Source organism: Streptacidiphilus sp. P02-A3a (assembly GCF_014084105.1).
Classification (GTDB): Bacteria; Actinomycetota; Actinomycetes; order Streptomycetales; family Streptomycetaceae; genus Streptacidiphilus.
The window spans coordinates 3837519-3861314 of sequence record NZ_CP048289.1; the positions used below are offsets into that span (position 1 = coordinate 3837519).

General features: G+C 71.2%; 22 protein-coding genes and 1 pseudogene. 16 read left to right on the forward strand and 7 right to left on the reverse strand.

Annotation, left to right across the window (positions count from 1 at the left end):
- Positions 1-31: 31 nt before the first annotated feature.
- The 5 genes from GXP74_RS17365 to GXP74_RS17385 all read left to right on the forward strand — a co-directional run bounded on the left by GXP74_RS17365 (position 32) and on the right by GXP74_RS17385 (position 5918).
- Complete coding sequence (locus GXP74_RS17365; RefSeq protein WP_182452376.1) at positions 32-1018, forward strand: amidohydrolase family protein; 987 nt, start codon at positions 32-34, stop codon at positions 1016-1018.
- 26 nt (positions 1019-1044) lie between these two features.
- A complete protein-coding gene (locus tag GXP74_RS17370; protein ID WP_182452377.1) occupies positions 1045-2172 on the forward strand; it encodes an FAD-dependent monooxygenase in 1128 nt (375 codons plus the stop codon).
- A gap of 199 nt (positions 2173-2371) precedes the next feature.
- Positions 2372-3655: an MFS transporter gene (locus GXP74_RS17375; protein WP_182452378.1), complete on the forward strand. Its 1284-nt coding sequence runs from the start codon at positions 2372-2374 to the stop codon at positions 3653-3655.
- Positions 3656-3709: 54 nt separating this feature from the next.
- Positions 3710-4645 carry a 3-keto-5-aminohexanoate cleavage protein gene (locus tag GXP74_RS17380; RefSeq protein ID WP_182452379.1) on the forward strand — a complete coding sequence of 312 codons (936 nt, stop codon included), beginning with the start codon at positions 3710-3712 and terminating at the stop codon, positions 4643-4645.
- Positions 4632-5918, forward strand: coding sequence for an amidohydrolase family protein (locus GXP74_RS17385; protein ID WP_182452380.1), 1287 nt, complete (start codon positions 4632-4634; stop codon positions 5916-5918). Before GXP74_RS17380 ends, GXP74_RS17385 begins: the two co-directional genes overlap by 14 nt.
- Before the next feature lie 49 nt (positions 5919-5967).
- On the opposite strand, the gene GXP74_RS17390 is transcribed toward GXP74_RS17385, so the two are convergent.
- Entirely contained in the window at positions 5968-7281 is a 1314-nt protein-coding gene (locus tag GXP74_RS17390; protein ID WP_182452381.1) for a glycoside hydrolase family 6 protein, read from the reverse strand.
- Between the two features lie 281 nt (positions 7282-7562).
- On the opposite strand from GXP74_RS17390, the gene GXP74_RS17395 reads away from it, so the two are divergent.
- The 3 genes from GXP74_RS17395 (at position 7563) to GXP74_RS17405 (ending at position 10731) form a co-directional block, all read left to right on the forward strand.
- On the forward strand, positions 7563-8585 hold the full coding sequence (locus tag GXP74_RS17395; protein ID WP_182452382.1) for a LacI family DNA-binding transcriptional regulator: 1023 nt from the start codon (positions 7563-7565) through the stop codon (positions 8583-8585).
- Between the two features lie 277 nt (positions 8586-8862).
- Complete coding sequence (locus GXP74_RS17400; RefSeq protein ID WP_182452383.1) at positions 8863-9837, forward strand: glycoside hydrolase family 6 protein; 975 nt, start codon at positions 8863-8865, stop codon at positions 9835-9837.
- Positions 9838-10242: 405 nt separating this feature from the next.
- The gene (locus tag GXP74_RS17405; protein ID WP_182452384.1) at positions 10243-10731 is read left to right on the forward strand and encodes a carbonic anhydrase; all 489 of its coding nucleotides are present in this window, start codon (positions 10243-10245) and stop codon (positions 10729-10731) included.
- Between the two features lie 78 nt (positions 10732-10809).
- Here the strand turns inward: GXP74_RS17405 and GXP74_RS17410 are convergent, their stop codons facing one another.
- Entirely contained in the window at positions 10810-12786 is a 1977-nt protein-coding gene (locus GXP74_RS17410; RefSeq protein ID WP_182452385.1) for a S9 family peptidase, read from the reverse strand.
- 151 nt (positions 12787-12937) lie between these two features.
- On the opposite strand from GXP74_RS17410, the gene GXP74_RS17415 reads away from it, so the two are divergent.
- The gene (locus GXP74_RS17415; protein ID WP_225448006.1) at positions 12938-13828 is read left to right on the forward strand and encodes an NAD(P)-dependent oxidoreductase; all 891 of its coding nucleotides are present in this window, start codon (positions 12938-12940) and stop codon (positions 13826-13828) included.
- Between the two features lie 72 nt (positions 13829-13900).
- Here GXP74_RS17415 and GXP74_RS40380 read toward each other — a convergent pair whose 3' ends face one another.
- The 4 genes from GXP74_RS40380 to GXP74_RS17435 form a co-directional block, all read right to left on the reverse strand.
- A complete protein-coding gene (locus GXP74_RS40380) occupies positions 13901-15424 on the reverse strand; it encodes an ankyrin repeat domain-containing protein (protein WP_225448007.1) in 1524 nt (507 codons plus the stop codon).
- A gap of 223 nt (positions 15425-15647) precedes the next feature.
- On the reverse strand, positions 15648-16808 hold the full coding sequence (locus tag GXP74_RS17425; RefSeq protein ID WP_182456512.1) for a flotillin family protein: 1161 nt from the start codon (positions 16806-16808) through the stop codon (positions 15648-15650).
- Between the two features lie 260 nt (positions 16809-17068).
- Positions 17069-17356, reverse strand: a complete 288-nt coding sequence (locus tag GXP74_RS17430) for a DUF4873 domain-containing protein (RefSeq protein WP_182452387.1) — start codon at positions 17354-17356, stop codon at positions 17069-17071.
- 149 nt (positions 17357-17505) lie between these two features.
- Positions 17506-17664, reverse strand: a complete 159-nt coding sequence (locus GXP74_RS17435; RefSeq protein WP_182452388.1) for a hydrophobic protein — start codon at positions 17662-17664, stop codon at positions 17506-17508.
- Positions 17665-17752: 88 nt separating this feature from the next.
- Here GXP74_RS17435 and GXP74_RS17440 point away from each other — a divergent pair, with 88 nt between their 5' ends.
- From GXP74_RS17440 to GXP74_RS17465, 6 genes and pseudogenes are all read left to right on the forward strand, one after another.
- Positions 17753-18172 carry a hypothetical protein gene (locus GXP74_RS17440; protein ID WP_225448008.1) on the forward strand — a complete coding sequence of 140 codons (420 nt, stop codon included), beginning with the start codon at positions 17753-17755 and terminating at the stop codon, positions 18170-18172.
- 40 nt (positions 18173-18212) lie between these two features.
- Positions 18213-18917: pseudogene (locus GXP74_RS17445) on the forward strand (aldo/keto reductase).
- 68 nt (positions 18918-18985) lie between these two features.
- Positions 18986-19759: an alpha/beta fold hydrolase gene (locus GXP74_RS17450; protein WP_182452389.1), complete on the forward strand. Its 774-nt coding sequence runs from the start codon at positions 18986-18988 to the stop codon at positions 19757-19759.
- A 381-nt stretch (positions 19760-20140) separates the two neighbouring features.
- Positions 20141-20311 (forward strand): hydrophobic protein, encoded by a 171-nt coding sequence (locus GXP74_RS17455; protein ID WP_182452233.1) that lies wholly within the window; start codon positions 20141-20143, stop codon positions 20309-20311.
- A gap of 247 nt (positions 20312-20558) precedes the next feature.
- Complete coding sequence (locus GXP74_RS17460) at positions 20559-20756, forward strand: hypothetical protein (protein WP_182452390.1); 198 nt, start codon at positions 20559-20561, stop codon at positions 20754-20756.
- Positions 20757-21467: 711 nt separating this feature from the next.
- Positions 21468-22250 carry an IS5 family transposase gene (locus GXP74_RS17465; RefSeq protein WP_182452391.1) on the forward strand — a complete coding sequence of 261 codons (783 nt, stop codon included), beginning with the start codon at positions 21468-21470 and terminating at the stop codon, positions 22248-22250.
- A 363-nt stretch (positions 22251-22613) separates the two neighbouring features.
- On the opposite strand, the gene GXP74_RS17470 is transcribed toward GXP74_RS17465, so the two are convergent.
- Positions 22614-22790: a hypothetical protein gene (locus tag GXP74_RS17470; protein ID WP_182452392.1), complete on the reverse strand. Its 177-nt coding sequence runs from the start codon at positions 22788-22790 to the stop codon at positions 22614-22616.
- 547 nt (positions 22791-23337) lie between these two features.
- Between GXP74_RS17470 and GXP74_RS17475 the strand changes: the two genes are divergently transcribed.
- A complete protein-coding gene (locus GXP74_RS17475) occupies positions 23338-23748 on the forward strand; it encodes a hypothetical protein (protein ID WP_182452393.1) in 411 nt (136 codons plus the stop codon).
- Positions 23749-23796: the final 48 nt, after the last annotated feature.

The following is a 23796-nucleotide window of genomic DNA, read 5'->3' on the forward strand; positions in this document are numbered from 1 at the left end:
AGCTGACAGTCCAACAGAACAGGTACCCAGCATGACCCTTCCCTCCGAGCCGCTGATCGACGTGCACGCGCACTTCGTCACCGAGCACTACATCGCCGCCGCGCAGTCGGCCGGCATCGCCCATCCGGACGGCATGCCGTCCTGGCCCACCTGGAGCACGGCCGACCAGCTGGACCTGATGGACCGCGGCGGAATCCAGACCTCCTTCCTGTCCGTCTCCTCGCCCGGAACGCACTTCGGCGACGACCGGGCCGCGCGGTCGCTGAGCCGGGAGGTCAACGAGTTCGCCGCCCGGATCCGTGACCAGCACCCCGCACGCTTCGGATTCTTCGCCTCGCTGCCGCTGCCGGACATCGAGGGCTCCGTGTGGGAGGCCGTCCACAGCCTGGACACCCTGGGCGCCGACGGCATCGCGGTCGAGACCAACCACCACGGCCTGTACCTCGGCGACGCGCGCTTCGAGCCGCTGTGGCAGGAGCTCGACGCCCGGGGCGCGGTGGTGTTCGTCCACCCCACCTCGCCTCCGCACTCCGACGCGGTTTCGCTCGGGCGGCCCCGTCCGATGCTGGAGTTCATCTTCGACACCACCCGCGCCGCGAGCGACCTCGTTTTCAACGGCGTCCTGACGCGGTACCCGGGCATTCAGTGGGTCTTCACCCACGGCGGCGGGGCGCTTCCGCTGCTCGCGGACCGGATGGAGCTGTTCCGCCAGGGCCTGCGGATGGGCGCCGAGGACGGGGATCTGCCCTCCCTTTCCGTGCAGGACCAGGTGTGCGGCCTCTGGTTCGACATGGCGGGCACGCCCTTCCCGAACCAGATCCCCGCCTTCGTCCAGGCCTTCGGCACGGAGCGTCTGCTGTACGGCAGCGACTACTGCTGGACGCCCCCCGCGCTGGCGCTGGCCCAGATCGCCGCCATCGACGCCGCGCCGCGGCCCTCGGCCGAGGACAGCTGGCGGACCCTCACCACCCGCAACGCGGAGCGCCTGTTGAAGCGCCCCGCCCTGCGTCACGTCTGATCCCCACTCGACGAAAGGCTGAACCCATGCCCTGTGTATCGACAGCACTGATCATCGGAGGCGGCATCGCCGGCCTCTCGGCGGCCGTGGCGCTGGCCCGGGTCGGAGTCCGGTGCGAGGTGGTGGAGCTCGCCGACTCGCCCGCCGGAGCATCGATCGGCCTGTCCGGCCGGGTGCCGGAGGCGCTCGACGAACTGGGCGTCTACGACGCGCTCTACGCCGTCAGCACACGGTTCGACGCCGACACGACGGCGGTCTCCCAGCGGGACTCGACCGGCCGCATCCTCAGCGCGGGCCCGCAGCGCCCGCAGTGGCCCGGAGCCAAGACCGCGATCGGCGTCCACCGGCCGGTGCTGCTGCAGATCCTGGAGGACACCGCGCAGGAGCTCGGCGTGAAGGTCTTCAAGGGCGTCACGGCCGACACCTCGGAGGAGGACGACGACGGTGTGGCCGTCACCATGACCGACGGCCGGCAGGCCCGCTACGACCTGGTCGTCGGGGCCGACGGGATCGGCTCCAGGACCCGCGCCCAGCTCTTCCCGGACGGCCCGAAGCCCACCTACGCGGGGCAGTTCAGCCTGCGCTGGATGCTGCCGAGTGCCCCCGTCGACGGGGAGGGGTGGTACCGGGGACCGGTCGGGCGGGTGGGTTTCTACCATCTGCCCCAGGACCTGGTCTACATCCCGGCTGTGGTGGACGTGCCCGAGCGGGCGCGCATGTCCGACCAGGAGGTGTACTCGCTCTTCGCCCGCCTCCTCGACTCGTACACCGCCCCGGCCATGGTCGAGTTGCGGAGTCGGCTGACCCCGGACGCGGATCTGATCGGCAGGCCCTTCGAGTGGATCCTGCTGCCCGCTCCGTGGCACCGCGGGCGCACCCTGCTCATCGGCGACGCCGCCCACGCGACCACCGCGCACATGGGCATGGGCGGTGGGATGGCGATCGAGGACGCCGTCGTCCTGGCGCAGTGCATCGCGGCGGCACCCACCCTGGCGGCGGCCTTCGACGCCTTCATGACGCGGCGGTTCGCCCGGGTCTCCACGGTCGTGGAGACGAGCGTCGCCATGTCCCGCCTCGAACTGGACGATGCTCCTCCGGCCGAGAACATGGCCCTGGCCTCGGCCGCGTTCAAGATCCTCGGACAGCCCTACTGAGTCGGTCGGTGGGCGGTCAACCGCGACACCCCGCGATGCCCCGCCCCGTATCGGCGCTGACCATCCTTCCGTCCGTCTGCGCGGCACGCGGCGCGCCCTCGGCGCACGCCTCCTCCAGGACCAGCCCGACGTCGCCTGCCCTTCCTCACCTCCTGCCCGTGCGCCGGGTCCTCCGGCACTGTCCTCGCGAAGGTGTCCCATGAGTGCGTTGAACGCAGAACCGGACGGCACGACGAACACCGGCACGACGATCCCCACCGGGGCGCTGCCGCAGGTACTACCCGGCAGTCTCCGCAACCTGTTCGGTTGGCTGGCCGCCGGCTACGCCTCCATGTTCATCGTCTCCCTGGGCGCCGGTACGGTGCTCAACCCCCTGCTGGTGGAGCACGTCGTGGGCAGCGCCCACAAGGTGTCGGCGCTCGGGGTCGTGTCCGGCGTCAGCGCCGTGTTCGCTGCCCTGGCCAATCTGGTCGCGGGCGCCTGGTCCGACCGGATGGGTCGCCGCAACCCGTTCATCCTCGGTGGAGGGCTGCTCGCGGCGGTGTCCCTCGCCTTCCTCGGCGGTGCCGGAAGCCTGCTGCTCATCACGCTGCTGTGGTCCGTGAGCCAGTTCTTCCTGGGCGCTTACCAGGCGGCGCTCACGGCCGTGGTGCCGGACCGCATCCCCAAGCACCGACTTGGCACCGCCTCCGCCATCGTCGGGGCCGGTCTGCCGTTCGGTGGCCTGGTCGGGGTCCTCGCCGCCGGCGCCCTGTCGAAGTCCCTCGCCGTCGGCTATCTGGTGTTCGCCGTCGTCATCGCCCTCACAGCGGTGCTGTTCGCGCGGCGGATCAAGGACGTCCCACGTCCCAGGAGCGCACCGGGACGACCGGGCCTGCGCCGCCAAGCGGCCGCTCTCGCGAGCAGCCTGCGGGACCACGACTTCCGCTGGGCCTTTACCGCCCGGGTGCTGATGGTGCTGGGGTACTTCTCGGTGTTCGGCTACCAGCTGTACATCCTCCAGGACCATGTGACGATGCCCCACGGCATCAGCCCCACTACCGGTGTCGGCATCCTCACCGCCATCGGGATGATCGCCACCGGCGTGGCCGCGGTGCTCGGCGGACTGCTGTCCGACCGGCTGGGACGGCGCAGGATCTTCATGACGGTGGCAGGAGTGGTACTCGGCCTGGTGATGATCCTGCCGATCGTCAGTCCCACCTGGCCCGTCATGATGGTGTTCTCCCTGCTCAACGGCCTGGCGTTCGGCTGCTTCATGGCCGTGGACATCGCCGTGGTCATCACCGTGCTGCCCAGCGAGAGCGATGCCGCGCGTGACCTGGGCGTGCTCAACGTCGCCAACGCGGGCCCGCAGATCTTCGCCCCGTTCCTGGCCGCGCTGCTCATCGCCCACCTCGGCGGATACGACGCCCTGTTCGCGGTCGCGGGGGTCTTCGCGATCGCCGGAGCCGCCGCCGCGTCCCGGATCAGAAAGATCCGCTGACCCCACCCACTGCCACGAGCCCCGTACCTCACGTGCACGACTAGGAGTGTTCGAATGAAACGATCCCCGAAGGCCATCATCAGCTGCGCCGTCACCGGCTCGGCGCACACGCCCAGCATGTCCGAGCACCTCCCGGTCACACCGGAGGAGATCGCCGCACAGAGCGTCGACGCGGTGGAGGCCGGCGCGGCGATCGTGCACCTGCACGCCCGGGACCCGCTGACCGGGCAACCGACGGCCGACCCGGAGGTGTTCATGCGGTTCCTGCCGTGCATCAAGGAGCGGACGAACGCGGTCGTGAACATCACCACCGGTGGTGCCATGACCATGTCGATCGACGACCGGCTCGCCGCGGCCCGCCGCGCCCGGCCGGAACTGGCGTCGATGAACATGGGGTCGATGAACTTCGGCGTCTTTCCCGCCGCCGAGGTCGACCGCGTCTGGAAGCACGACTGGGAGCAGCGCTACCTGCGTGCCTCCGAATCAGCGGTGTTCACCAATACCTTCGCCCAGATCGCCACCACCCTGCGGGAGTTGGGTGACGGCGCGGGCACCCGTTTCGAGTACGAGTGCTACGACGTCGGGCACCTCTACAACCTCGCCCACATGGCCGACCGCGGCCTGGCGAAGCCGCCGTTCCTGGTCCAGTGCATCTTCGGCGTCCTCGGCGGGATCGGGGCCGATCCCGACAACCTCCAGCACATGGTGACCATCGCCGACCGGCTGTTCGGCGATGACTACTACCTCTCGGCCTTCGCCGCGGGCCGCCACCAGATGCCCTTCGCCACGCAGTCCGCGCTGCTCGGCGGCCACGTCCGGGTCGGCCTTGAGGACAGCCTGTACATCGCCCGGGGCGAGCTCGCCACCTCCAACGCCCAACAGGTCGCGAAAGTGGCGCGGATCCTGACCGAGATCGGCCGCGACATCGCCACCCCGGACGAGGCCCGCACCATGCTCCACCTGAAGGGAGCGGACCATGTCGGTTTCTGAGGCAGCCGCGTTCGTCGTGCGGAACGTCCGCCTCTTCGACGGCGAGCAGATCATCGACCGGGCCGACGTGGTGGTCGAGGGCGAGCGGATCACCGGTGTCACCCCCCATTCGGGAACCCCGCACCACGACGCCGAACGCTACGGCGTCGAACGCTACGACGCCGATCGCTACGAGGTCGTCGACGGCACCGGTGCCACCCTGCTGCCGGGCCTCATCGACTCCCACACCCATCCGACCGGCAACGCGCTCGCGTTGGCGATCCTGTTCGGCGTCACGACCGAGATGGACCTGTTCACCGTCCCGGAGCGTCTCGGCAACCAGCGCGCGGTCGCCGCCGAACGCAACGACGTCGCGGACATCCGCTCGGCGTCGACCGGTGCGACCGTCCTCGGCGGACACCCCTCGATGCTGATCGGCCTGTCGTTCCGGGAACAGTTCCCGGTGATCGACGGCCCCGAGGACGCGGCGCAGTTCGTCCGGGACCGTGTGGCCGAGGGGGCCGACTTCATCAAGCTCCTCATCGACGACGGAACCGCGATGGGGCATCCCTCGCCGACGCTGTCCGAGGAGACGGCCCGCGTCGTGGTCGCCGAGGCACACGCGCACGGACTGCTCGCGGTGGCCCACGCGACGAGCGTGCGGAACGCGCTCGCGGCGGTACGGGCCGGAGTCGACGGCCTGGTCCACGTCTTCATGGACCAGCCGCCGGGCGAGGACGTCATCCACACCATCAGGGAGGCGGGAGTCTTCGTCATCCCGACGCTCGTGACGATGGGCTCGATGGCTGGGGAACTCACCGGCCAGGCAGTCGCCGATGACGGTCGTGCCCGACCGTACATTCCTGACGACTGGCACCAGAACCTCTGCAGCTGCTGGCAGTTGGGCAGCCCCAGCTCCCTGGAGAACGCGAAGCTCGCGACCCGCGCACTCCACCGGGCCGGTGTCACCATCGTGGCCGGTACCGACGCCGCCGACGTCGGTGTGCTCGGCACCGCACACGGTGTCAGCCTCCACCAGGAACTCGCCCTCCTCGTCGACTGCGGGCTCACCCCGACCGAGGCACTGACCGCGGCGACGTCCTCGGCGGCCACCAGCTTCGGGCTGCTGGACCGGGGACGCGTCACGCCGGGCCGACAGGCGGACCTGCTGATGGTCCACGGTGATCCGACTACGGACATCACCGCCAGCCTCTCCATCCGAGCCGTGTGGCGCCGGGGTCAACGACTCCACCGCGCTCCCGCGTCGCGGCCGTCGGCCACCCCGAGCGGCTGACGGGGGACGGCGGCGGGGTGCCTGCTGGGGCGGCCCCGCCGCCGTTCCGCTACCTGCTGGGGCTGAGGCCGCCGGGGAGGTTGAAGGTCAGGGCGGGGTTGGCGTCGTCGGCGAGGGTGAGGGCCTGGGCGGGCCACCAGGCGCCGGCGGCGGGGTCGGTGGTGCCGCCGTAGACGGGGTCGCCCGGTCCGGCCGTGCCGCGGGTGCAACTGCCGTCCGACTGGCCGATGGTCTTGACGTAGAGGTACGCGTCGACCAGCGGGACACCGGTGTTCGCGGTCGGCCGCAGGCCGACACCGCGGTCGGGGGCGTTGCACCAGGTCTGGTTGTCCGGGTACAGCGTGGCTGCCGGGGTCCAGTTGCCCTGGCCGTTGCGGCTGGTGTCCACCACGAAGTGGGTCAGCTGCGCGGCGGGCGGCGTGCCGACGTTCTGGTCGAACCAGGCGTCGGTCCAGTGCCAGGTGCTCGGGTCGGTCTGTACGACCGCGTCGCCGGGCAGGCCGTCATTCGGGGCGGCGGGGGAGTAGTACTGGCTGGCGCACCAGTCGGCGTTGCCGACGGCCCAGCTCGGCCCGTCGGTGGCGAACCAGATGCACTTGGACACCCACGTGCCGTACTCGTCGGACTGGTCGGTGGGCTGGGTGTTGGAGACGTTCAGGAAGAAACCCTGCGACTGCTGCACGTCCGCGTCGATCAGCGTCTGCGCCATGGTGCCGACGGACTGCCAGCCGCTGTTGCCGCCGTCGAGGTAGACGGACGTGCCCGGCTGCGCCTCCAGGTCGGTGACGGCGGCGTGGATGTCGGCGATGCGTCCGGCGGTGAGCGCGCCGGTCGGGTCGGAGGTCGCGCCGCAGTCCTGCGGCAGGTTGGCCAGGGCGTCCGGCTCCAGGATCACCACGGCCCTGGCGTTGCCGATCGCCTTGGCGAAGGCGGCGATCCACTGCTGGTAGGCGGCGTCGGAGGCGGCTCCGCCGCTGGAGTACTGGCCGCAGTCGCGCAGCGGGATGTCGTAGGCGACCAGTACCGGGACCGCGTGCTGGGCCCTGGCCCCGGTCATCACGGTGCGGACCTGCTGGTGGACCTGGGCCGGGGTGCCGTCGGTGAGCCAGATCGCCTCCGGCCAGCTCGCCAGCTTCGCCATGGTCACCGCGTCGGCCGGGTGGCCGCCGCGCAGGTCGGTCACTGCCTGCTGGGCGGCGTCGCTGTCCGGGGCGACGTAGAAGCGGGTGTTGGCCGGCAGGGTGTGGTTCGGCGGTGCGGCGGGCGGCGGTACGGCGGCGGACGCGAAGCCGGTGAGGCTCCCGGCGGCCAGGACGGCGCCGACCACGGTGAGGCACCAGCGCCTCAGTCTGCTTGCTCTCATTGCGCGGGTCTCCTCATGCGGAGTGGGTGGGATGGCCCTGCATTTTCTGGGAGCGCTCCCAGTTTATTTCGGTTCACCGGTGTCACGTGCATGGTGGCGACCCCCTCTCCGAACTGTCAATAGCCACGACAGTCCGCTCCACCCCTGGTTGCCCACGGGTGCGGCCGCGGTGGAATCTGGAAGCGCTCCCGGCACGGATCCGATGTCATAGGATCGGCTGGTCCGCAAGAGGTCCCCCTCCTGGCCTCGGGAGCGTCGTCCCGGGAAGGTGAGCACTGTTCATGGAGACACCGCCCGCCCGTCGGCAGCCGACGCTCGACGAAGTGGCGCAGCTGGCCGGGGTGTCGCGGTCCGCCGCCTCCCGGGCGATCAACAACACCCAGCACGTCAGCCAGGCCAAGCGCGAGGCCGTGGAACGGGCCGTCAGGGAGCTCGGCTACGTGCCCAACCCCTCGGCCCGGGCGCTGGTCACCAACCAGGTCGGCGCGGTGGTACTGGCCCTGTCCACCGAGGACCCGAGCATCTTCGCCGACGCGTTCTTCGCCCAGGTCCTGCTGGGTGTCAGCGCGGCGCTGGAGCGGGCCGACCTCTCGCTCACGCTGGTGCTGGCCGGTTCGATGGACGGCCCGGCCCGGCTCCGGCGGATCCTGCGGTCCCGCCGCGCGGACGGGATCATGCTGATGAACCTGCACGGCGACGACCCGCTGACCAGGCTCGCGGAGCAGACCGCCGTCCCGGTGGTCTTCGGCGGTAGGCCGCTGCACGGTGAGCCCCGCTGGTACGTCGACACCGACAACCGGGGTGGTGCGCGACTGGCCACGGAGCACCTGGTCGCCACCGGTCACCGCCGCATCGCGACGATCACCGGCCCGCTCGACATGGACGTCGCCCGTACCCGTCACCACGGCTACCAGGAGGCGATGGCCATGGCCGGACTTTCCGCCGACCGGGTCGAACACGGGGACTTCACCGAGGCCAGCGGCGCGCAGGCGATGGCACGGCTGCTCGCCGCCCATCCCGATCTCGACGCGGTCTTCGCCGCCTCGGACAACATGGCAGCCGGTGCGCTGCGTGTGCTCAGGGCGCACGGCAGGTCAGTGCCGGACGAGGTCGGCGTGGTCGGCTTCGACGACCTGGCGACCGCGCGGCACACGGACCCGCAGCTGACCACGGTCCACCAGCCGATCCGGGCGCTCGGCCATGAGATGGCCAGGATGCTGGTCGCCCTGCTGGCCGGTGAGCGGCCCACGGCACTGATCCTGCCGACCCACCTGGTCATCCGGGACTCCACCCGCCCGCTGTAGCCCCGGCGGCACGCCAGCTGGCCCCGGCGGCAGGACACCGCACCGGGCATTCTGGTAGCGCTTCCAGTTATGCCTCGTGCTCCGGTCGGCGAACACCAACTGTCGGCTCGCGCTGCCGAAGTACTTGACAGCGACTGGCTGTGACATCACCATCCATTCGAGGTCATGCACAGGCCGAGAAAAACTGGTAGCGCTTCCAGTTTCACTCCCACCCGCCGATGCGGTCACCCGCGCCCTGAGCCGAGGGCGGACCGCTTCGAGAACAGGACGTACCGCTATGAGACGCATCATCCGTACCGCCGCCATCGTCAGTGCCACCGCGCTGGCCGCCCTTCCCCTGGTCGGTGCTCCCGCCGCCTACGCGGGCAGCAACCCGGTCACGTCGACCAACGGCTTCTACGTGGACCCGGGCAACGCCGCCGCCACCTGGGCCAACGCGAACCCCGGCGACGGACGTACCGCGGCCATCAAGTCGGCCATCGCCAACAAGCCCAGTGCCGACTGGTTCGGTGACTGGAGCGGGACGATCGGCACCGCCACCGGCGCCTACGTCGGCGCGGCGGCGCTCACCGACAAGCTGCCGGTCCTGGTCGCCTACAACATCACCGACCGCGACATCTGCTCCGGCCAGTCCAGCGGCGGCGCCACCTCCGACGCCGCGTACGACACCTGGATCGCCGCCTTCGCCGGAGGCATCGCCAAGCGCCCGGCCCTGGTCATCCTGGAACCCGACGCGGTGGCCGACGAGAGCTGCATGACCTCGGCCCAGATCAGCGACCGGGACGGGCTGCTGAACAACGCCATCACCCAGTTCACCAACCAGGCCCCGGACAGCTGGGTCTACCTCGACGCCGGCAACCCCGGCTGGCTGTCCGCCGCCACCATGGCCTCCTACCTGAACTCATCCGGACTGGCCAAGGCGCACGGGTTCTCGCTCAACGTCTCGAACTTCTACACCACGGCCCAGAACACGGCCTACGGCAACGCGATCAACGCCGACCTACAGGCCTGGTACGGCTACACCAAGCCCTACGTGATCGACACCAGCCGCAACGGCAACGGCTCGAACGGCCAGTGGTGCAACCCGGACGGGGCGAAGCTGGGCACCACCGACCAGCAGGGCGGGGGCGCCGAGATGCTGCTGTGGATCAAGACCCCCGGTGAGTCCGACGGCAACTGCGGGACCGGCACCGGCACCACCGCCGGAGAGTTCTCCCCCCAGGCCGCCTACGACCTGGTCTACGGCTACTGACCACACGGGGCCCTGCCGGGACCGGGCGCGCGGAAGCACGCCGGGTTCCTGGCAGGGCCTCTGATCCACCGTCACGTACGGTCGGCATCGGGCCCCGGGATCGTTGCGAAGCAGTGCTCCGCGCGGGCGGCGGCCACCACCCCGGCCCGATGCCGCGCCCGCATTGTGAACCACGTGCTGCGCGAGTGTGTCGTGACTTTAAGTCTTGCCGCCCCACCCCTACGAACAGGCGTTTGTCTTGCCGGTTGACCGCATCAGGGGTTGACTGGCCTGTATGCGGCTCTGCGCCACGCTGCCAAAGGGCCCATGCAGTTCAACGAAGGCAATCGTCAGCGGCAGCAGCGGCGCGCACGGTGGGTTTCGCGCGCACCCGCTCTCCCGCTCCATTGAGAACCGAGGTTCGCCGTGTCCGTGACCGATGAGCTCCTGGCCAACAACGCTCGCTACGTCGAGTCCTTCACCGGGCCGCTCCCCCTGCCGCCGTCCAAGGGCCTGGCGGTGGTGGCCTGCATGGACGCGCGGTTGAACGTCTACGCGATCCTGGGGCTGAAGGAGGGTGAGGCGCACGTGATCCGCAACGCCGGCGGCGTGGTCACCTCGGACGAGATCCGCTCGCTGGCCATCAGCCAGCGGCTGCTGGGCACCGAGGAGATCATCCTGATCCACCACACCGACTGCGGCATGCTGACCTTCACCGACGACGGCTTCAAGGACTCCGTCCAGCAGGACACCGGCATCCGCCCGCCCTGGGCCGCGGAGGCCTTCACCGACCTGGACACCGACGTGCGCCAGTCCGTCGCCCGCATCCAGGCCGACCCCTTCATCGTCCACAAGAACCACATCCGGGGCTTCGTCTTCGACGTGGCCACCGGCAAACTCAACGAGGTCCACTGACGCGACCACGCCGGGGGCACACCGCGCCCGCGATCCGCGTGCTGGCGCGTGCGACCGGCACGCGCCAGCGGACCCTTCTCACGTCGCGTCCCGGAGCCAGCGGTCGTACCAGCCGCGGATGCGCCGCAGGGCGTCCAGCTGGTGGCTGCGCTCCGTGAGGCCGTGGCCTTCGCGGGGGTAGACGACGAACTCGTGTTCGACGCCGCGGTGGCGCAGGGCGCGATGGAAGTGGATGGCCTGGCCGAGCGGGACGTTGGTGTCCTGCTCTCCGTGCAGGATCAGGATCGGGGTGCGGATCCCGGCCGCGTAGGAGATCGGGCTGTTCCGGTCGTGGACGTGCGGTCCCGGACCGTCCCAGCCGGTGCTGCCGCCGAGCGCCGCGTCCAGGATTCCCCAGTCGCCGGTACCGGCCTGCATGCCCCAGTCGCTGATGCCGGCGCCCATCATGGCGGCCTTGAAGCGGTCGGTCTGGCTGATGGCCCAGGCGGCCATGAAACCGCCGTGGCTCCAACCGGAGATGCCCAGGCGTTCCGGATCGGCGACCCCCTCGGCGACCAGCAGGTCGATTCCGGCGAGGATGTCGGTCCACTCGTCGCCGCCCACCGCGCCCGCCACCATCGCGGCGAACTCGTGGCCGTGGCCCGATCCGCCCCGGGGGTTGGGCAGGAAGACGGCGTAACCGGCGGTCGCCAGCCACTGCCCGCAGTCGATCGAGTTCACCTCGAAGGCGTCCGGGTAGCGGTTGTACGGCCCGCCGTTGACCATGGTGACCAGCGGGAAGGGGCCTTCGTCCCGCTCGCGGCCGGCCGGGAGGATCAGCAGTCCGTCCAACTGGAGTCCGTCGCCCGCCCGGTAGCTGAGGCGCTCCTGGACTCCCCAGCGGATACCGCGCAGTTGCGGCCTGGTGTCACTGAGCCGGAGCAGCGGCCCGCCGACCGGTCCCGCGTGCACGTTCGCGGGCTCGTACGCGGTGCTCCACAGCACGGCGTGGGCCGCGCCGGAGCGGCTCGCGCTCAGCCGGTCGAGCGCGCCGGTGGCGGAGGACAGCTGCTGGAACCGCTGGGACTGCGGATCGAGCCGGTACAGCGCGGTGTCCAGTCCGTCGGCGAACAGCGCCAGCGGTGGCCCGTCGGCGACCTGCACCAGTTCGGTCGGGTTGACCGGCATGCCGAGGGTCAGGTTGCGGTGCTCGACCGCCGGACCGGTCACCGGCGGGACGGTGTCCAGCACCGCAAGGCCGCCGATGAGGTGCGGCGGGGTGATTGCCAGGTGCGCCAGGTGCCACACACCGTCATGGTGCCACCAGACCGGGGACGCGGCCTCGATGCCGATCGGGCCCAGGTCCTGGACGGCTGCCGTGTGCGGGTCGACCAGGTGCAACTCCGCGTTCAGGACGCCGGGGTCGAGTTCCGGGGTGGCCCAGCTGAGCACTGCCAGCGGGCCGCCGTCCGGACGCTGGGCCAGCTCCACGACATGGCGGTTCCCGAGCCGCTCCACGGTGCGGAGCACGCCGGTCGCCAGGTCGAGCAGGCGCAACCGGGTGACGGGGAGGTGCCGACCCCAGACCTTGGCATCGTCGCCCTCGGCCTCCCGGCGTTCGTCCTCCGCGGTGGGTTCGTCCTCGGCGAGAACAGCGACCGTCCGGCCGTCGGCGAGCGGGTACTGGTCGGAGATTCCCCCGCGCCAACTGGTCAGTGCCTGGACCCTGGTGACGTCCTCGCCGTCGCCCACGGGGATCCGGTGGAGTTGGGCGGTACCCCGCTGCTCGCGCTCGGAGGTGAAGAAGAGCGAGGCCGAGTCGGGTGCCCATTTCGGAGCGAGGTCGCGGGCGGTGCTGTCGGTCAGTCGGCGCGGGGCCTCGCCGCCGTCCGTGGCGGCGACCCAGAGGGAGCCGTGCGGATGCCCGTCCTTGCCGCCTTCCGCGGTCACCCCGTACGCGACCAGGCGACCGTCGGGTGAGATGGCCGGTGTCACCGCTATGGCGACGTCCTGCATCATTTCGGCGGTGAGCTCCTCGGCGGCTCCGGGAGTCGGTCGCGGTGCAAGGTGCGGCATCCGGTGTGCCCTTCACTCGTCAGTACGGCAGTCGGTCATCCTGCCGCACCGGCGGACGGCTGTCAGTTGAATTTTTGCGTGCCGCTGAAGGGGCGCGCACCGGGGCGGTGGCTCGTGGGTCAGCGCCCTCGACCCGGACTACGATCCGGGGGTGCAGCAACAGATCGGGATCATAGGTATCGGGCGGATGGGGACTCCCATCGCCGCCCGGCTCGTCGACGCCGGACTGGCGGTGGCCGTCCACGACGTCCGGGCCGAACGCGAACAGGCCGCGCTGGACCACGGGGCCCAGTGGCGGACCTCGGCGTGCGCGGCCGCCGCCGACGCGGAGGTGCTGATCACCGTGCTTCCAGGACCGGCCGAGGTCACGGCGGCGGTGACCGAGGAGGTGCTGGCGGCCCTGGCCCCGGGCGCGACCTGGATCGACATGTCCAGCAACGCGCCCGCCGCCGCCGCGCCGCTGCGCGAGCGGGCGGCGGCGCGCGGGATCGGCGTGCTGGAGGCCCCGATCGGCGGCAGCCCCGCCGACGCGGAGACCGGCTCGCTGCGTCTTTTCGTGGGCGGGGACGGCGAGTTGCTCGCCCGCCACCGGGCGCTGCTGGAGCTGGTCGCGGACCCGCGCCGGATCGCCCTGGTCGGTGGCCCCGGCGCGGGCTACACGGTCAAGCTGCTGATCAACCTGCTCTGGTTCGGCCAGGCGGCGGCCACCGCCGAGGCCCTGCTGCTGGGGCAGCGGGCCGGTGTGGACCTCAACGTGCTGCGCGACACCCTCGCCGAGAGCGCGGCCGGCAGCGACTTCATCCGCCGCGACCTGTCGTCCCTGTTCGCCGGTGACTACCTCGCCTCCTACCCGTTGGACCGCATCCACGACCAACTCGCGGTGGTGGCCTCGATGGCCGCCGAGCTCGCGACGCCGCACACCATCGCCGAACGGGTACGCGGCCTCCACCAGGAGGCACTCCAGCGCTACGGCCCGGTCGACGGCGAACTCCTCGCCGTCGCCCTGCTGGAGGAGCAGGCAGGCGCCCGGCTGCGGGGCTGATCACACCTGCGGACGACCGGCGCTGAGCCCGTCGTCCGCTGTCCGGGTTCTGGCTGCCGTCGGGCCGCGGTCTCACTCACCGGTCAGCCCGGTCAGCCCGGTCAGCCCGGTCAGTGGTCCGAGGAAGCCCACGACCTCGCTGTGGCGGAAGTGCTCGGCCCAACCCAGTGGGGTGTCGTCGAACCGGGCGTCGTGGAGGTCGGGGTCGGCACCCAGGTCGACCAGGAGGCGGGCGCCGACCACGTCGCCGCTGGCCGCCGCCTGGTGAAGCGGGGTTTCCCACGACTGCTCCAGGGGGACGTCGCCACGGCCCAGCGCGTTGACGTCGAATCCGAGTTCCACGAGCAGCGGGACGGCGTGCCAGGCGCCGCGGGCCGCCGCCCAGACGATCAGGCCGGGCCGCCGGCGGCGGGCGGCGGCGGCGTGCTCGCGCAGCCGCTCCGCGGTGGCGTGGTCGCCCGCCAGGGCCGCGGCGACCAGCGCGTCGACGCCGTCGGCCGGTGACGGTGACCACGGAGCGCCGTGCGCGGCCAGGTACTCCAGCACCCGGGCGCTGCCGCACACCGCGGCCAGGCGCGCCGGGGTGGTGCCGTTCCACGACCGCAGCCGCGCCGGGCGGTCGTCGGGGAACCGGAACGCGGCACGCGGGTCGGCGCACTCGGCGAGCAGCCGCACCCGCTCGGTGAGGTCGTGGGTGATGGCCCACCACAGTTGATCGGCGACCAGGTCGGCCGGTGAGGGGATCGCGTGGCCCAGCCGAGCCCGCCACGGGCCGCCGCCGCGCCCGAGGCCGTGGTCGACCAGCAGGGCCAGGTGGTCGTCGGCGGAGCCGAACTGGCGGTTGTACAGCGCCTGGGCGTCATTGGGGTCGGCGCCCGCGGCCAGGAGCGTGCGGGCCAGGGCATCGGCTCTCGGGTGGGCCGGTTGGCCGCCCTCGCCACCGCCCAACGCACCGGCCAGCGCGGTGAAGGGCGAGGTCAAGCCGTGCCACAGATAGCCGGCGTTCGGGTCGGCGCCGTGATCGAGCAGCACCCGCGCGGCCCGGACGACCGCGTCCGCGCTGACGTCGGGATCGTGCCGGGCGTACGCGAGGTACAGGATCGGCTCCCAGCCGAACGGCCCTCCCTCGGCGGTGGCCAGCGTCGGATCCGCGGCCAGCAGGGAGGCAAGCGCGTCGACGTCGGCCGCGGCCGCGGCCGCGTGTACCGAGGCGCCGGTGAGCCCCGCCTGCGCGGCGAGCAGCGCGGCGGCCCGCCGCCAGCGGTCCGGATGGTCGTCGTGGCCGTACCGCAGACAGGCCAGCAGCAGGAACTCGTCCGCGGGTGAGGCCGCCGTCTCCACCTGGTCCGGCACGCGGCGGTGCCGCTGGATGATCTGGACGTGCCGCTTCAGCGCGGTCCACGAAGGGAAACCGTAGCGGCGGGCGATGACCAGTTGCGCGCCGGCCAGTGACGGCGAGTGCGGTCCGTCCGGGTGGTGCGCGCCCACCAGGGCCAGTGCCTCCGACGCACCGGACCTGGCACCGTCGCGAAGGTCCTTCGCCTGCTTGCGCAGTTGCTCGAAGTTCGGGTCGTCGGGAAGACGAACGGTCGCCACGGCGACCTCCTTCCATGGCCCGCGGTCCGCTACGCCGGGCTGAAAGGAGGCAGGAGGCCACAACGATGCCACACCCAACCGGGCGGGCTCAGCCCTGTCCGCGGACCGGTGGCGCCCCGGAACGCCACCCGCAGTCTAGCCGGGCCACTGGCGCCGCGCGTTGATGATGCGGATTCGGACTTGCCCGTGGTCGACGGGACGTCGGGGCAGCGGGCCCCGACCACTACTCGATCCCGGGCGGGCCGTCGGGCCGCCGGGTCGGGGAGCTGCCACCGTCGGGGCCTGCGCTCCCGTCGGGGGAGCGCGGTGTGCCCAGGTTGGCGCGGACCGAGTCCAGGATGGTCAGGCCCTGGCTGACCAGGCCGGCGGCGATCTCGCTGAGGCCGTCGGCGCCGTTGAGGACGTTGACGTTGGCTCCGGCCAGGCCGTTGGCGGCCTCCTTGACGATCAGTGGGAGCTGGTCGATCAGCATCCGGTCCAGTGCCACCCGGTCGTAGGAGGCGGCGGCCTCGGCCTGGATCTTCATCCGGTTCGCCTCGGCGGTGGCCAGTACCCGGATCCGCTCGGCCTCGGCCTCGGCGGGCTTCACGATCTCGGCGACCAGCTGCTGCTGGCGCAGCTCGGCCGCGCGCTGGGCCAGCTCGGTCTGCGCCAGCAGCACCTCCTGCTGGGCCTGGGCCTGCGCCAGTGGCCCGGCCTGGGCGGCCTCGGCCTGGGCCCGCTCCACCTCGGCCGAGTACTGCGCCCGCACCACGGCGGTCTGCCGCTGGTACTCGGCCTGGTTCCGCTCGGCGGACTGCTGCGCCTCGGTCGACTGCTGGGTGGCCAGGGCCTGGGCGATCTGGGCCTGGCGCTGGATGGCGGCCTTGTGCGGGGCGGCCATGGCGGCGATGTAGCCGGTCTGGCCGTCGTCGATGGACTGGATCTGCAGCGAGTCCACGGTCAGGCCGATGGTGGCCATCTCGGTCTTGGAGGTCTCCAGCACCTCGGTGGCCAGCTTCTGCCGCTCGGTGACGATCTCCTCGACCGTCATCGAGCCGATGATGGAGCGCAGGTGACCGGCGAAGATCCGGCCGGTCAGCACCGACATCTGGTCCTGGTCGGAGAGGAAGCGCTGACCCGCGTTGACGATGCTCTCCTTGTCGTTGCCGACCTTGAACGCGATCACCGCGCGGACCGTCAACGCGATGCCCTGGTGGCTGACGCAGGTCTCGTCGACCTCCGATTCACACATCGCCAGGGTCAGGAAGCGGGTCTTGCGGAAGACCGGGAGCACGAACGCGCCGTGACCGGTCACCACTCGAAATGGCGCCACGCCCATCCCGCGCCGACCTCCTGAGATCAGCATCGCCTGGTCAGGAGCGGGAACCCGGTAACCGAACATGCCTGCCTCCTCGGCCGACATCGCCAGGTCGCCGGTCAACGACTCCCAGAGCACAAGCGTCATCGCCCTGGCGACCGCTCTCCGTAGGTATCAGTCACGCGTACGGACATCCACCTGCGCCGTTACCCCCACGCTACGCCCGGTGCGGCCGACGGGCCGCGCCCAGCGGCCGGTGGACGGTCCTGCTCGGCGTCGAGCTCGGCCACGAGCGGGGAGCCGGTATCCCCGCGCGGCGGGACCGTCCCGGCAACCGGTGACGCTCAGAAAGGGATCGGGCCCTTGCCGGTGATCCGGGCCCGCACGCGGCCGGCGCCGGCCACCACCCGGGTGAGCCTGAATTCGCCCGTGCCGCCCTCGGGGAATCGCAGTTGTGCCGTATGGGCGTGCCGCAGGGTTCCGAAATCCTCATCCGGTTCTTCCGCCCAGATTTCCCCTTGCCAGCTCGCCACGCCCTGGACAGGTGCTTCGCCCGTCAGTTCCACGTGGACCGTGATCTCGCCCCCCTGGACCAGAACAGTTGCCGGACCGTCGTAGCTCGATGTCTTCACCACTGCATTCTGCGGCCAGGACCGCTGCGATGCTCCCCGACCCGGTGCGCCAACGGTCCACGGGCCGCGTACCACCCACGCAGTGCGGAGCCGCACGGCAAAGGGGGAGTCACCCACCGGGTGACCCCCCTTTGCCGTGCACTCGCTGTCTACCAGCGGTACCAGCGGCCGCCACCGGAGCCGCGGAAGACGAATCCGAGGACCCACAGCACCAGAACCACGATGGCGACCCACCACAGAATGTGAATCGCGAAACCCGCACCGCCCAGGATCAGGGCAAGCAGAAGAACCAGCAGCAAAGCGCCCATGTCATCTTCCTCCTTCGTCGAACAGGCGTCTGCCCCGATTGGCGATGCCTATCCATGGGATACGGGTCCGGTCGGCACATCCGGGTGGGTGCGGCGGGACGAGGCGGCGGCCGCCCATCTCTTCCGGGTGGGCCCGTCCGCCTTCAGGACGTCGGAGGCCGCGACGACCGTGGCTCCGGAGCTGCTGCGACTGATGGACGGCATGCGTGACGTTCCGGCCTTCGTGGTCGGGGCGGCGCAGGACGTGCTCGCGGCCAAAGCGATGGCGCGCGAGCTGTACCGCGGTTTCGCCCGGTACGACAACCTGCTGCGCATGATCTTCCTCGATCCCTTCGCGCGCGAGTTCTACGCCGACTGGGACCACGCGGCACGGATCGCGGTGGGCAACCTCCGCGCGTCCTCCTCGCCCCCGGGCAGCACCTGTCCGTGTACAGCGCGGAACCCGGCGGCACCAGCGCCGATGCCCTGGGCCTGCTCGGCCAGCTGTCCGAGCAGGAAGCGGCCCTGACGGACCGGACCGAGCCCGCAGTGGAAGGAGAACCCCGATCATGACCACGTCCTTGTCCGACGCCGCCGGTACTTTCGAGATCGCCGGTAAGAAGGTCGCCCGTCTCGGCTTCGGCGCCATGCGCCTGACCGGACTCGGGGTGTGGGGTGAGCCCGAGGACCGCCGGGAGTGCGTCCGGGTGGTGCGCCGCGCCGGAGGCGATCCATCCCTACCGCGACGACGTGCTGATCGCGACCAAGGCCGGACTGACCCGCAACGGGCCCGACGTGATCAGGACCGAGCAGGGGCTGGTGCGCCTCGGCCCGGCGGCGTGGCCGCCGCTCGGACGCCCGGAGTACCTGCGCCAACAGGCCCTGATGAGCCTGCGCCGCCTCGGCGTGGATCACATCGACCTGTTCCAGTTGCACCGGGTCGACCCGAAGGTCCCGTTGGCGGACCAGGTCGGCGAGCTGAGGAGACTCCAGGACGAGGGCAAGATCGTCGCGGTCGGACTGTCCCAGGTCTCCTCCCCCGGGCACCGGTGGCCGCCGGTGAGCCGGCCCGCCCGGGCGGCCCCGTCGACCGGATCGCCGCCGCCCACCACGTCGGCCCGGCGCAGGTCGCGCCGGCCTGGCTGCTGGCCTCCTCCGGAGTCGTCCTGCCCATCCCCGGTACCTCCAAAGTCGCGCACCTGGAGGAGAACCTGACCGCGGCGACGCTGCGGCTGAGCGACGCGGAAACCGACGAACTGACCGCCGCGACCTGACGGTCGCCGCCCCCCACCCCCCCTGTGTGTCCACCCCCTGTGTGTCCACCGAAGAAAAGATGCCTGCCATGCTGCTTCCCTCCGATGAGGCGGGCCGAGGCCGCCCTGTCGTCCTGCTGCACGCCCGTCCCGCCGACCGCACCATGTGGGGCGCGAACCTGCCGCTGCTCGCCGCCGCCGGCGTGCGGGCCATCGCCCTGGACCTGCCGGGCCACGGCGACGCACTCGTTCCCCACGACCGTGCGGCGGCCCCTTGGACGGACGTCCTCGACACGCTCGACCACCTCGGAGCCGACCGCTTCGTCCTGGCCGGGAACTCCCTCGGCGCCCTGGTGGCGCTCCAGGCCGCGGTCACGGCACCCGAGCGGATCCAGGGCCTGGTGCTCGTCGGATACCGGCCCCACGACCAGCCGGCCTCCCCACGTCTGCGAGCGGCCTGGGACGCCGAAAGGACGGCGCTCGCCGCCGACGACCTGGACGCCGCCGTGACAGCCGGCGTAGCGGCGTGGACCTCGGCCGGTGCGGCCGACGCGGTACGCGCCCACGCGGCCCGGATGCTCCGCCGCCGGCTCACCGACCAGCGCGCCCACGGCGAGCCGGTACTGGCGGCGGACCCGCTCGGCGAGGGAACGGCGGCGCTGCGCACGCTGACCGTTCCCGCCCTGGTCGGCGTCGGTGAGGACGACATGCCCGACTTCTTCGAAGGCGGCGAGGGTCTGGCCCGCGACCTCGATGCGGGCCAGCCCGTGGTCATCCCCGCCGCCGGTCACCTCGCGCCGCTGGAACAGCCGGCCGCGTTCTGCGCGCTGCTCCTGGACTTCATCCGCCGTCTCCCGGACTGACGCACGCGAACACCAGAAACCGCTCACCTACGTGTGCAACCGCCGCAAGCCTGGGCAGGCGCTTGCTGAGGGCCTCGCTGTCTCCCCCGTCGGCGAGGTCCTCGCCGCGCATTCACCCAAGCGCTCGTCGGTCGCGCCGAGAGGCGGTTCGACAGGCCGTTCAGCGTCTCCGGATGCCGCGTCAGGACCGCTGCACGGCACGGACGCGCTCTCGGGGTGGCCGCGATGGGGTCGTGCGGATCGGACCAGGTTCCCACGGTCCAGAGGTTCGCTGAGCTGTCCTGCGTTCGTGGCCAGGGCGCGCAGGCGTCCGGTGGCCTGCGTCGGGGTGATTGCGGTGCATAGTCCGGCGGGCCGGGGGCAGCAGCGTGGTGAAGGAGGATGATGACAATGGGTGCTGTTCTGCTTGTTCTTCTGCTCGCCCTGATCCTGGGTGGCGCGGGGTTCGCGATTCATATTCTGTGGTGGGTCGCGGTGATTGTGCTGGCCCTGTGGGTCATCGGGTTCTTCGCTCGTAGCAGCGGCGGAGGTGGCCGTTGGTACCGGTGGTGACCCGGCGCACGCCGTAGTCGACACACGTGCCTGGGGGCGCACCAACCGGTGCGCCCCCAGGCACGTGTCGTCCCGGCCGCCTCGGTCAAGAGCCGGGCCGTGCAACGAGGTTGGCACGTGACGGGTACCCCTTCCGCCCGAGCTGGTCCAGGATGGGCCGGGGGAGGGCCGAACACGCCCAGCGGGGGCGCGGGGTGGCCCTGGGACAGAGGTGCACAGCGGTGGCCGGACAACGCATACGTTCCTCATGGCCGTGACCTGCTTACTGCTCGCCGCGACCGGAGTGGCGGGCTGCGGCGGCAACAGCGGTGCGCCGATCCCGGGCCGCGGCGTCGTCGGCGGCGGATCCGGCGCCGTCCCGCGCTCCATCGACGCGGCGCTGGAGTTGATTCCGAAGGCCGCGACCGCGGGGTCGCTCTCGGCCAGCGCACCCGTCATGGTGTAGGCGCGGACAGGGCCAGGTCGACGTGGCCGAAGGCGGCGCCGACGGTGGTCACCGCCTCGCTGCTGGTGACCATGCGGTTCTGGTCGAGTATCACGTTGGGGTAGCGCTGGCGGAACGCCGGGACGAGCCGCCAGGTGGTGGTGGCGTGCAGGCCGTCGAGGATTCCGCACTCGGCGAGCGTTCGGACATCGCGGGCACGAGCCGGAGGTCGCAGTCGGCGACGTGGTCGACGGGGGCGGTGTGGACCGTCGGACCGGCACCGGTCCGCACCGTGTCGGTGAATCCGATCAGAGTGACCTGCCAGGGAGGCGGTGGCTGGGGCAGGCGTTCACATAGTTCATTGGCGCACTGAATCACCTCCAGGACGGCAGAAGGCTGAGGCGACTGGGGCGCTGCGCCGGTGCGCGGATGAGCCTAAGTGCTTATCTATTAAGTACTTAGAAGCCATTGCTCTATCGATCATGGTGGGTGTCAGTTCGACTGGGATGACACGGTCGAATGATCGGCGGCGTACGCGCGCATAAGGGCAGGGCCTCCGAGGCAGTGCGAAGTTGTTGAAGCCAAGCACACGCCCAGGAGGCCCTGATGCCGCAGTCTTCCGTCTTGGTCCGGGCCGCGTCCAACGGGCCTTACCCATCGTGTGATTGTCTCGCTCACCGGTTCGGGAACGCGGCTGGCCATTCGGACCGGCGGCCGGTGTACCCCACGGGCATGTCAGACGCGGGGTGGGCGGTGGTGCGCGACGCGATGCCGGTGCCCGGCTGGCTGGAGGGGCGCGGCGGGCAGCCGGAGGCCTACTGCCACCGGCAGATGATCGACGCGGTGCGCTACCTGAACGACAACGGCTGCAAGTGGCTGGCGATGCCGTTGGACTTCCCCCTCTGGGACCGCGTCTACGCCTTCAACCGGCGCTGGCGGATCAAGGGCCTGCTGGGCGAACTGCACGACCGCCTGCGCGGGCAGGTCCGCGAGGACGCCGGACGCGACCCGCAACCCACCGCCGGTATCGCCGACTCGCAGACCGTGCGCGCCTCCGCCCACGTCCCGCAGGCGTCATCGGGCTACGACGCCGGCAAGCGGACCCCGGGCCGCAAGCGCCACCTGCTGGTGGACTGCCTGGGCCTGCTGCTGGGAGTGGTGGTCACCGCCGCGAGCGTGCAGGACCGCGACGCCGCCCGCCCGCTGCTGCGACACGCCCGCGCCCGCTTCCACCGCCTGGCCCTGGTCTGGGCCGACGGCGCCTACACCGGCAGGCTCGTGGACTGGGCCGCCGAGAAGCTGCACCTGGAACTGCAGATCATCAAGCGCTCTGACGACACGTCAGGCTTCGTGGTGCTGCCGCGCCGGTGGGTGGTCGAGCGCACCAACGCCTGGCTGATGCGCACCCGCCGCCTGGCGCGGGACTACGAAGGGCTGCCGGAAGTCCACGAGCAGATGGTGGTGTGGTCGATGACCACGCCCATGACGCGGCGGCTGGCCCGTCGGCGAGCCTGAACCGGCCCCGGACCGGCTCGACCAGCCAGCCCCGGTCCACCAGCCGCTTCGCCACATGCCGGACCCGGCCCTCGATGTTGTTCTTCGTCATCTCCATCCCCAGAGCCACCGCGATCTCCGGGCACGACCGGGTCACCACGTCACCGTCCGAGCACGCGGCCGACGCCAGCACCTCCATCACCGCCCGGTAACTCTCCCGCAGCGCCTCCACCCCCAGGCCCGGCTCCCACACTGCCACCGTCCGACCCGGACCCGCCGGCGCCGACGCGACCATCGGCACTGGCTGCGGCTGCGAGAGAGCATCGACGGCCACCGCAGGTGCCGCCTCCACGGCGGCGGCAACCGGCTCCAGCAGCCCGGGAGTTACAGGGCCATCCCGCATACGACGCCCACACGCTGCCTGGCGATCACCCACTCGTGCCACTCCGTCTCCGAGTCGGCCAAGGCGGCCAGCACCCGGTCCGCCTCATCCCGCAGAGCCTCGGTGCGTACGCGCGCCGCCAACTCCCGCTCCTCCAACAAGCCCACAACCGACGGCATCCCAGCACCTCCAGCACGACGACAACCCGACCCCCAAGAGCCTGCCGCACCAGCACCCACCCCATTCCTGACCAGGAAGAATCAGCCGATCAAGCGACGCCTCATCCGGTTCAGCAACGGCTTCTTAGTCAATGGATGTGGCGGGTGAAGCGGCACGGGGGAGTCGTGCAGGGGGCGGTCCGAGAGGAACCGCATGAGGGGCGGACCGGATGGGCCCGGCCCGCTGAAGCGTCTGTCGCGATATCCGCCCGCAACGCGCGCCACGGTGGCGCGCGTTGCGGTGGGGGAGCCCGGCATTTCGCGGTTCTTCCAGCGTATTGACAAACCGTGGAGCCCATTGGATGCGAGCCGTCGCCGAGGCAACCGCTTCCGAACCGGAGGCTCGTCACTCTGCGGTCCGTTGCCCACCACCGTTGTGTGGTACCGAATGTGACCTCGTGTCATCTTCCTGGCGGCGGCAGATCGCCTCCTTGGCGGCCGTCGGCTCCTGGACTAGGCTTGTGATCGACGGGTCGCGTGTTTCGCTGCTGCCAAACGAACCGGGGGCGTGGCTGTGCGTTTTCTGAGCCAGGAATGGCTGGACGAGAGGGTCCGCCGGTCGGCGGCTCTGCAACCCACACCCGATGCGAGCCTGGTGCTCCAGCATGTGGTCACCCAGGGTCCGGACGGGGTCGTCGAGTTCTTCGACGAGCTCCGGGACGGCCTGCTGGTGCACAGTGGGCTCGGCCGGCACCAGGACGCTGATCTCACGGTCATCAACAGCTGGCAGGACGAGCTCAGGTTGATGCGGGGCGAGATCGACCCTTTCAACATGATCGCGGACGGGACGATCCGACTGGAGGGCGACCAGGGGGCGTTGTTCAAGCTGCTGACGGTCATCAAGTCGCAGATGATCGCCGTGGCGATCGTCGCGCGTGGACTGGTCGACCTGGTGGATCTGCCGGTCGAGACCGGCTGACGGCGGAGCGCGGCAGCGGCGGCCCCAGGGGTGCACCCGGGGCCGCCG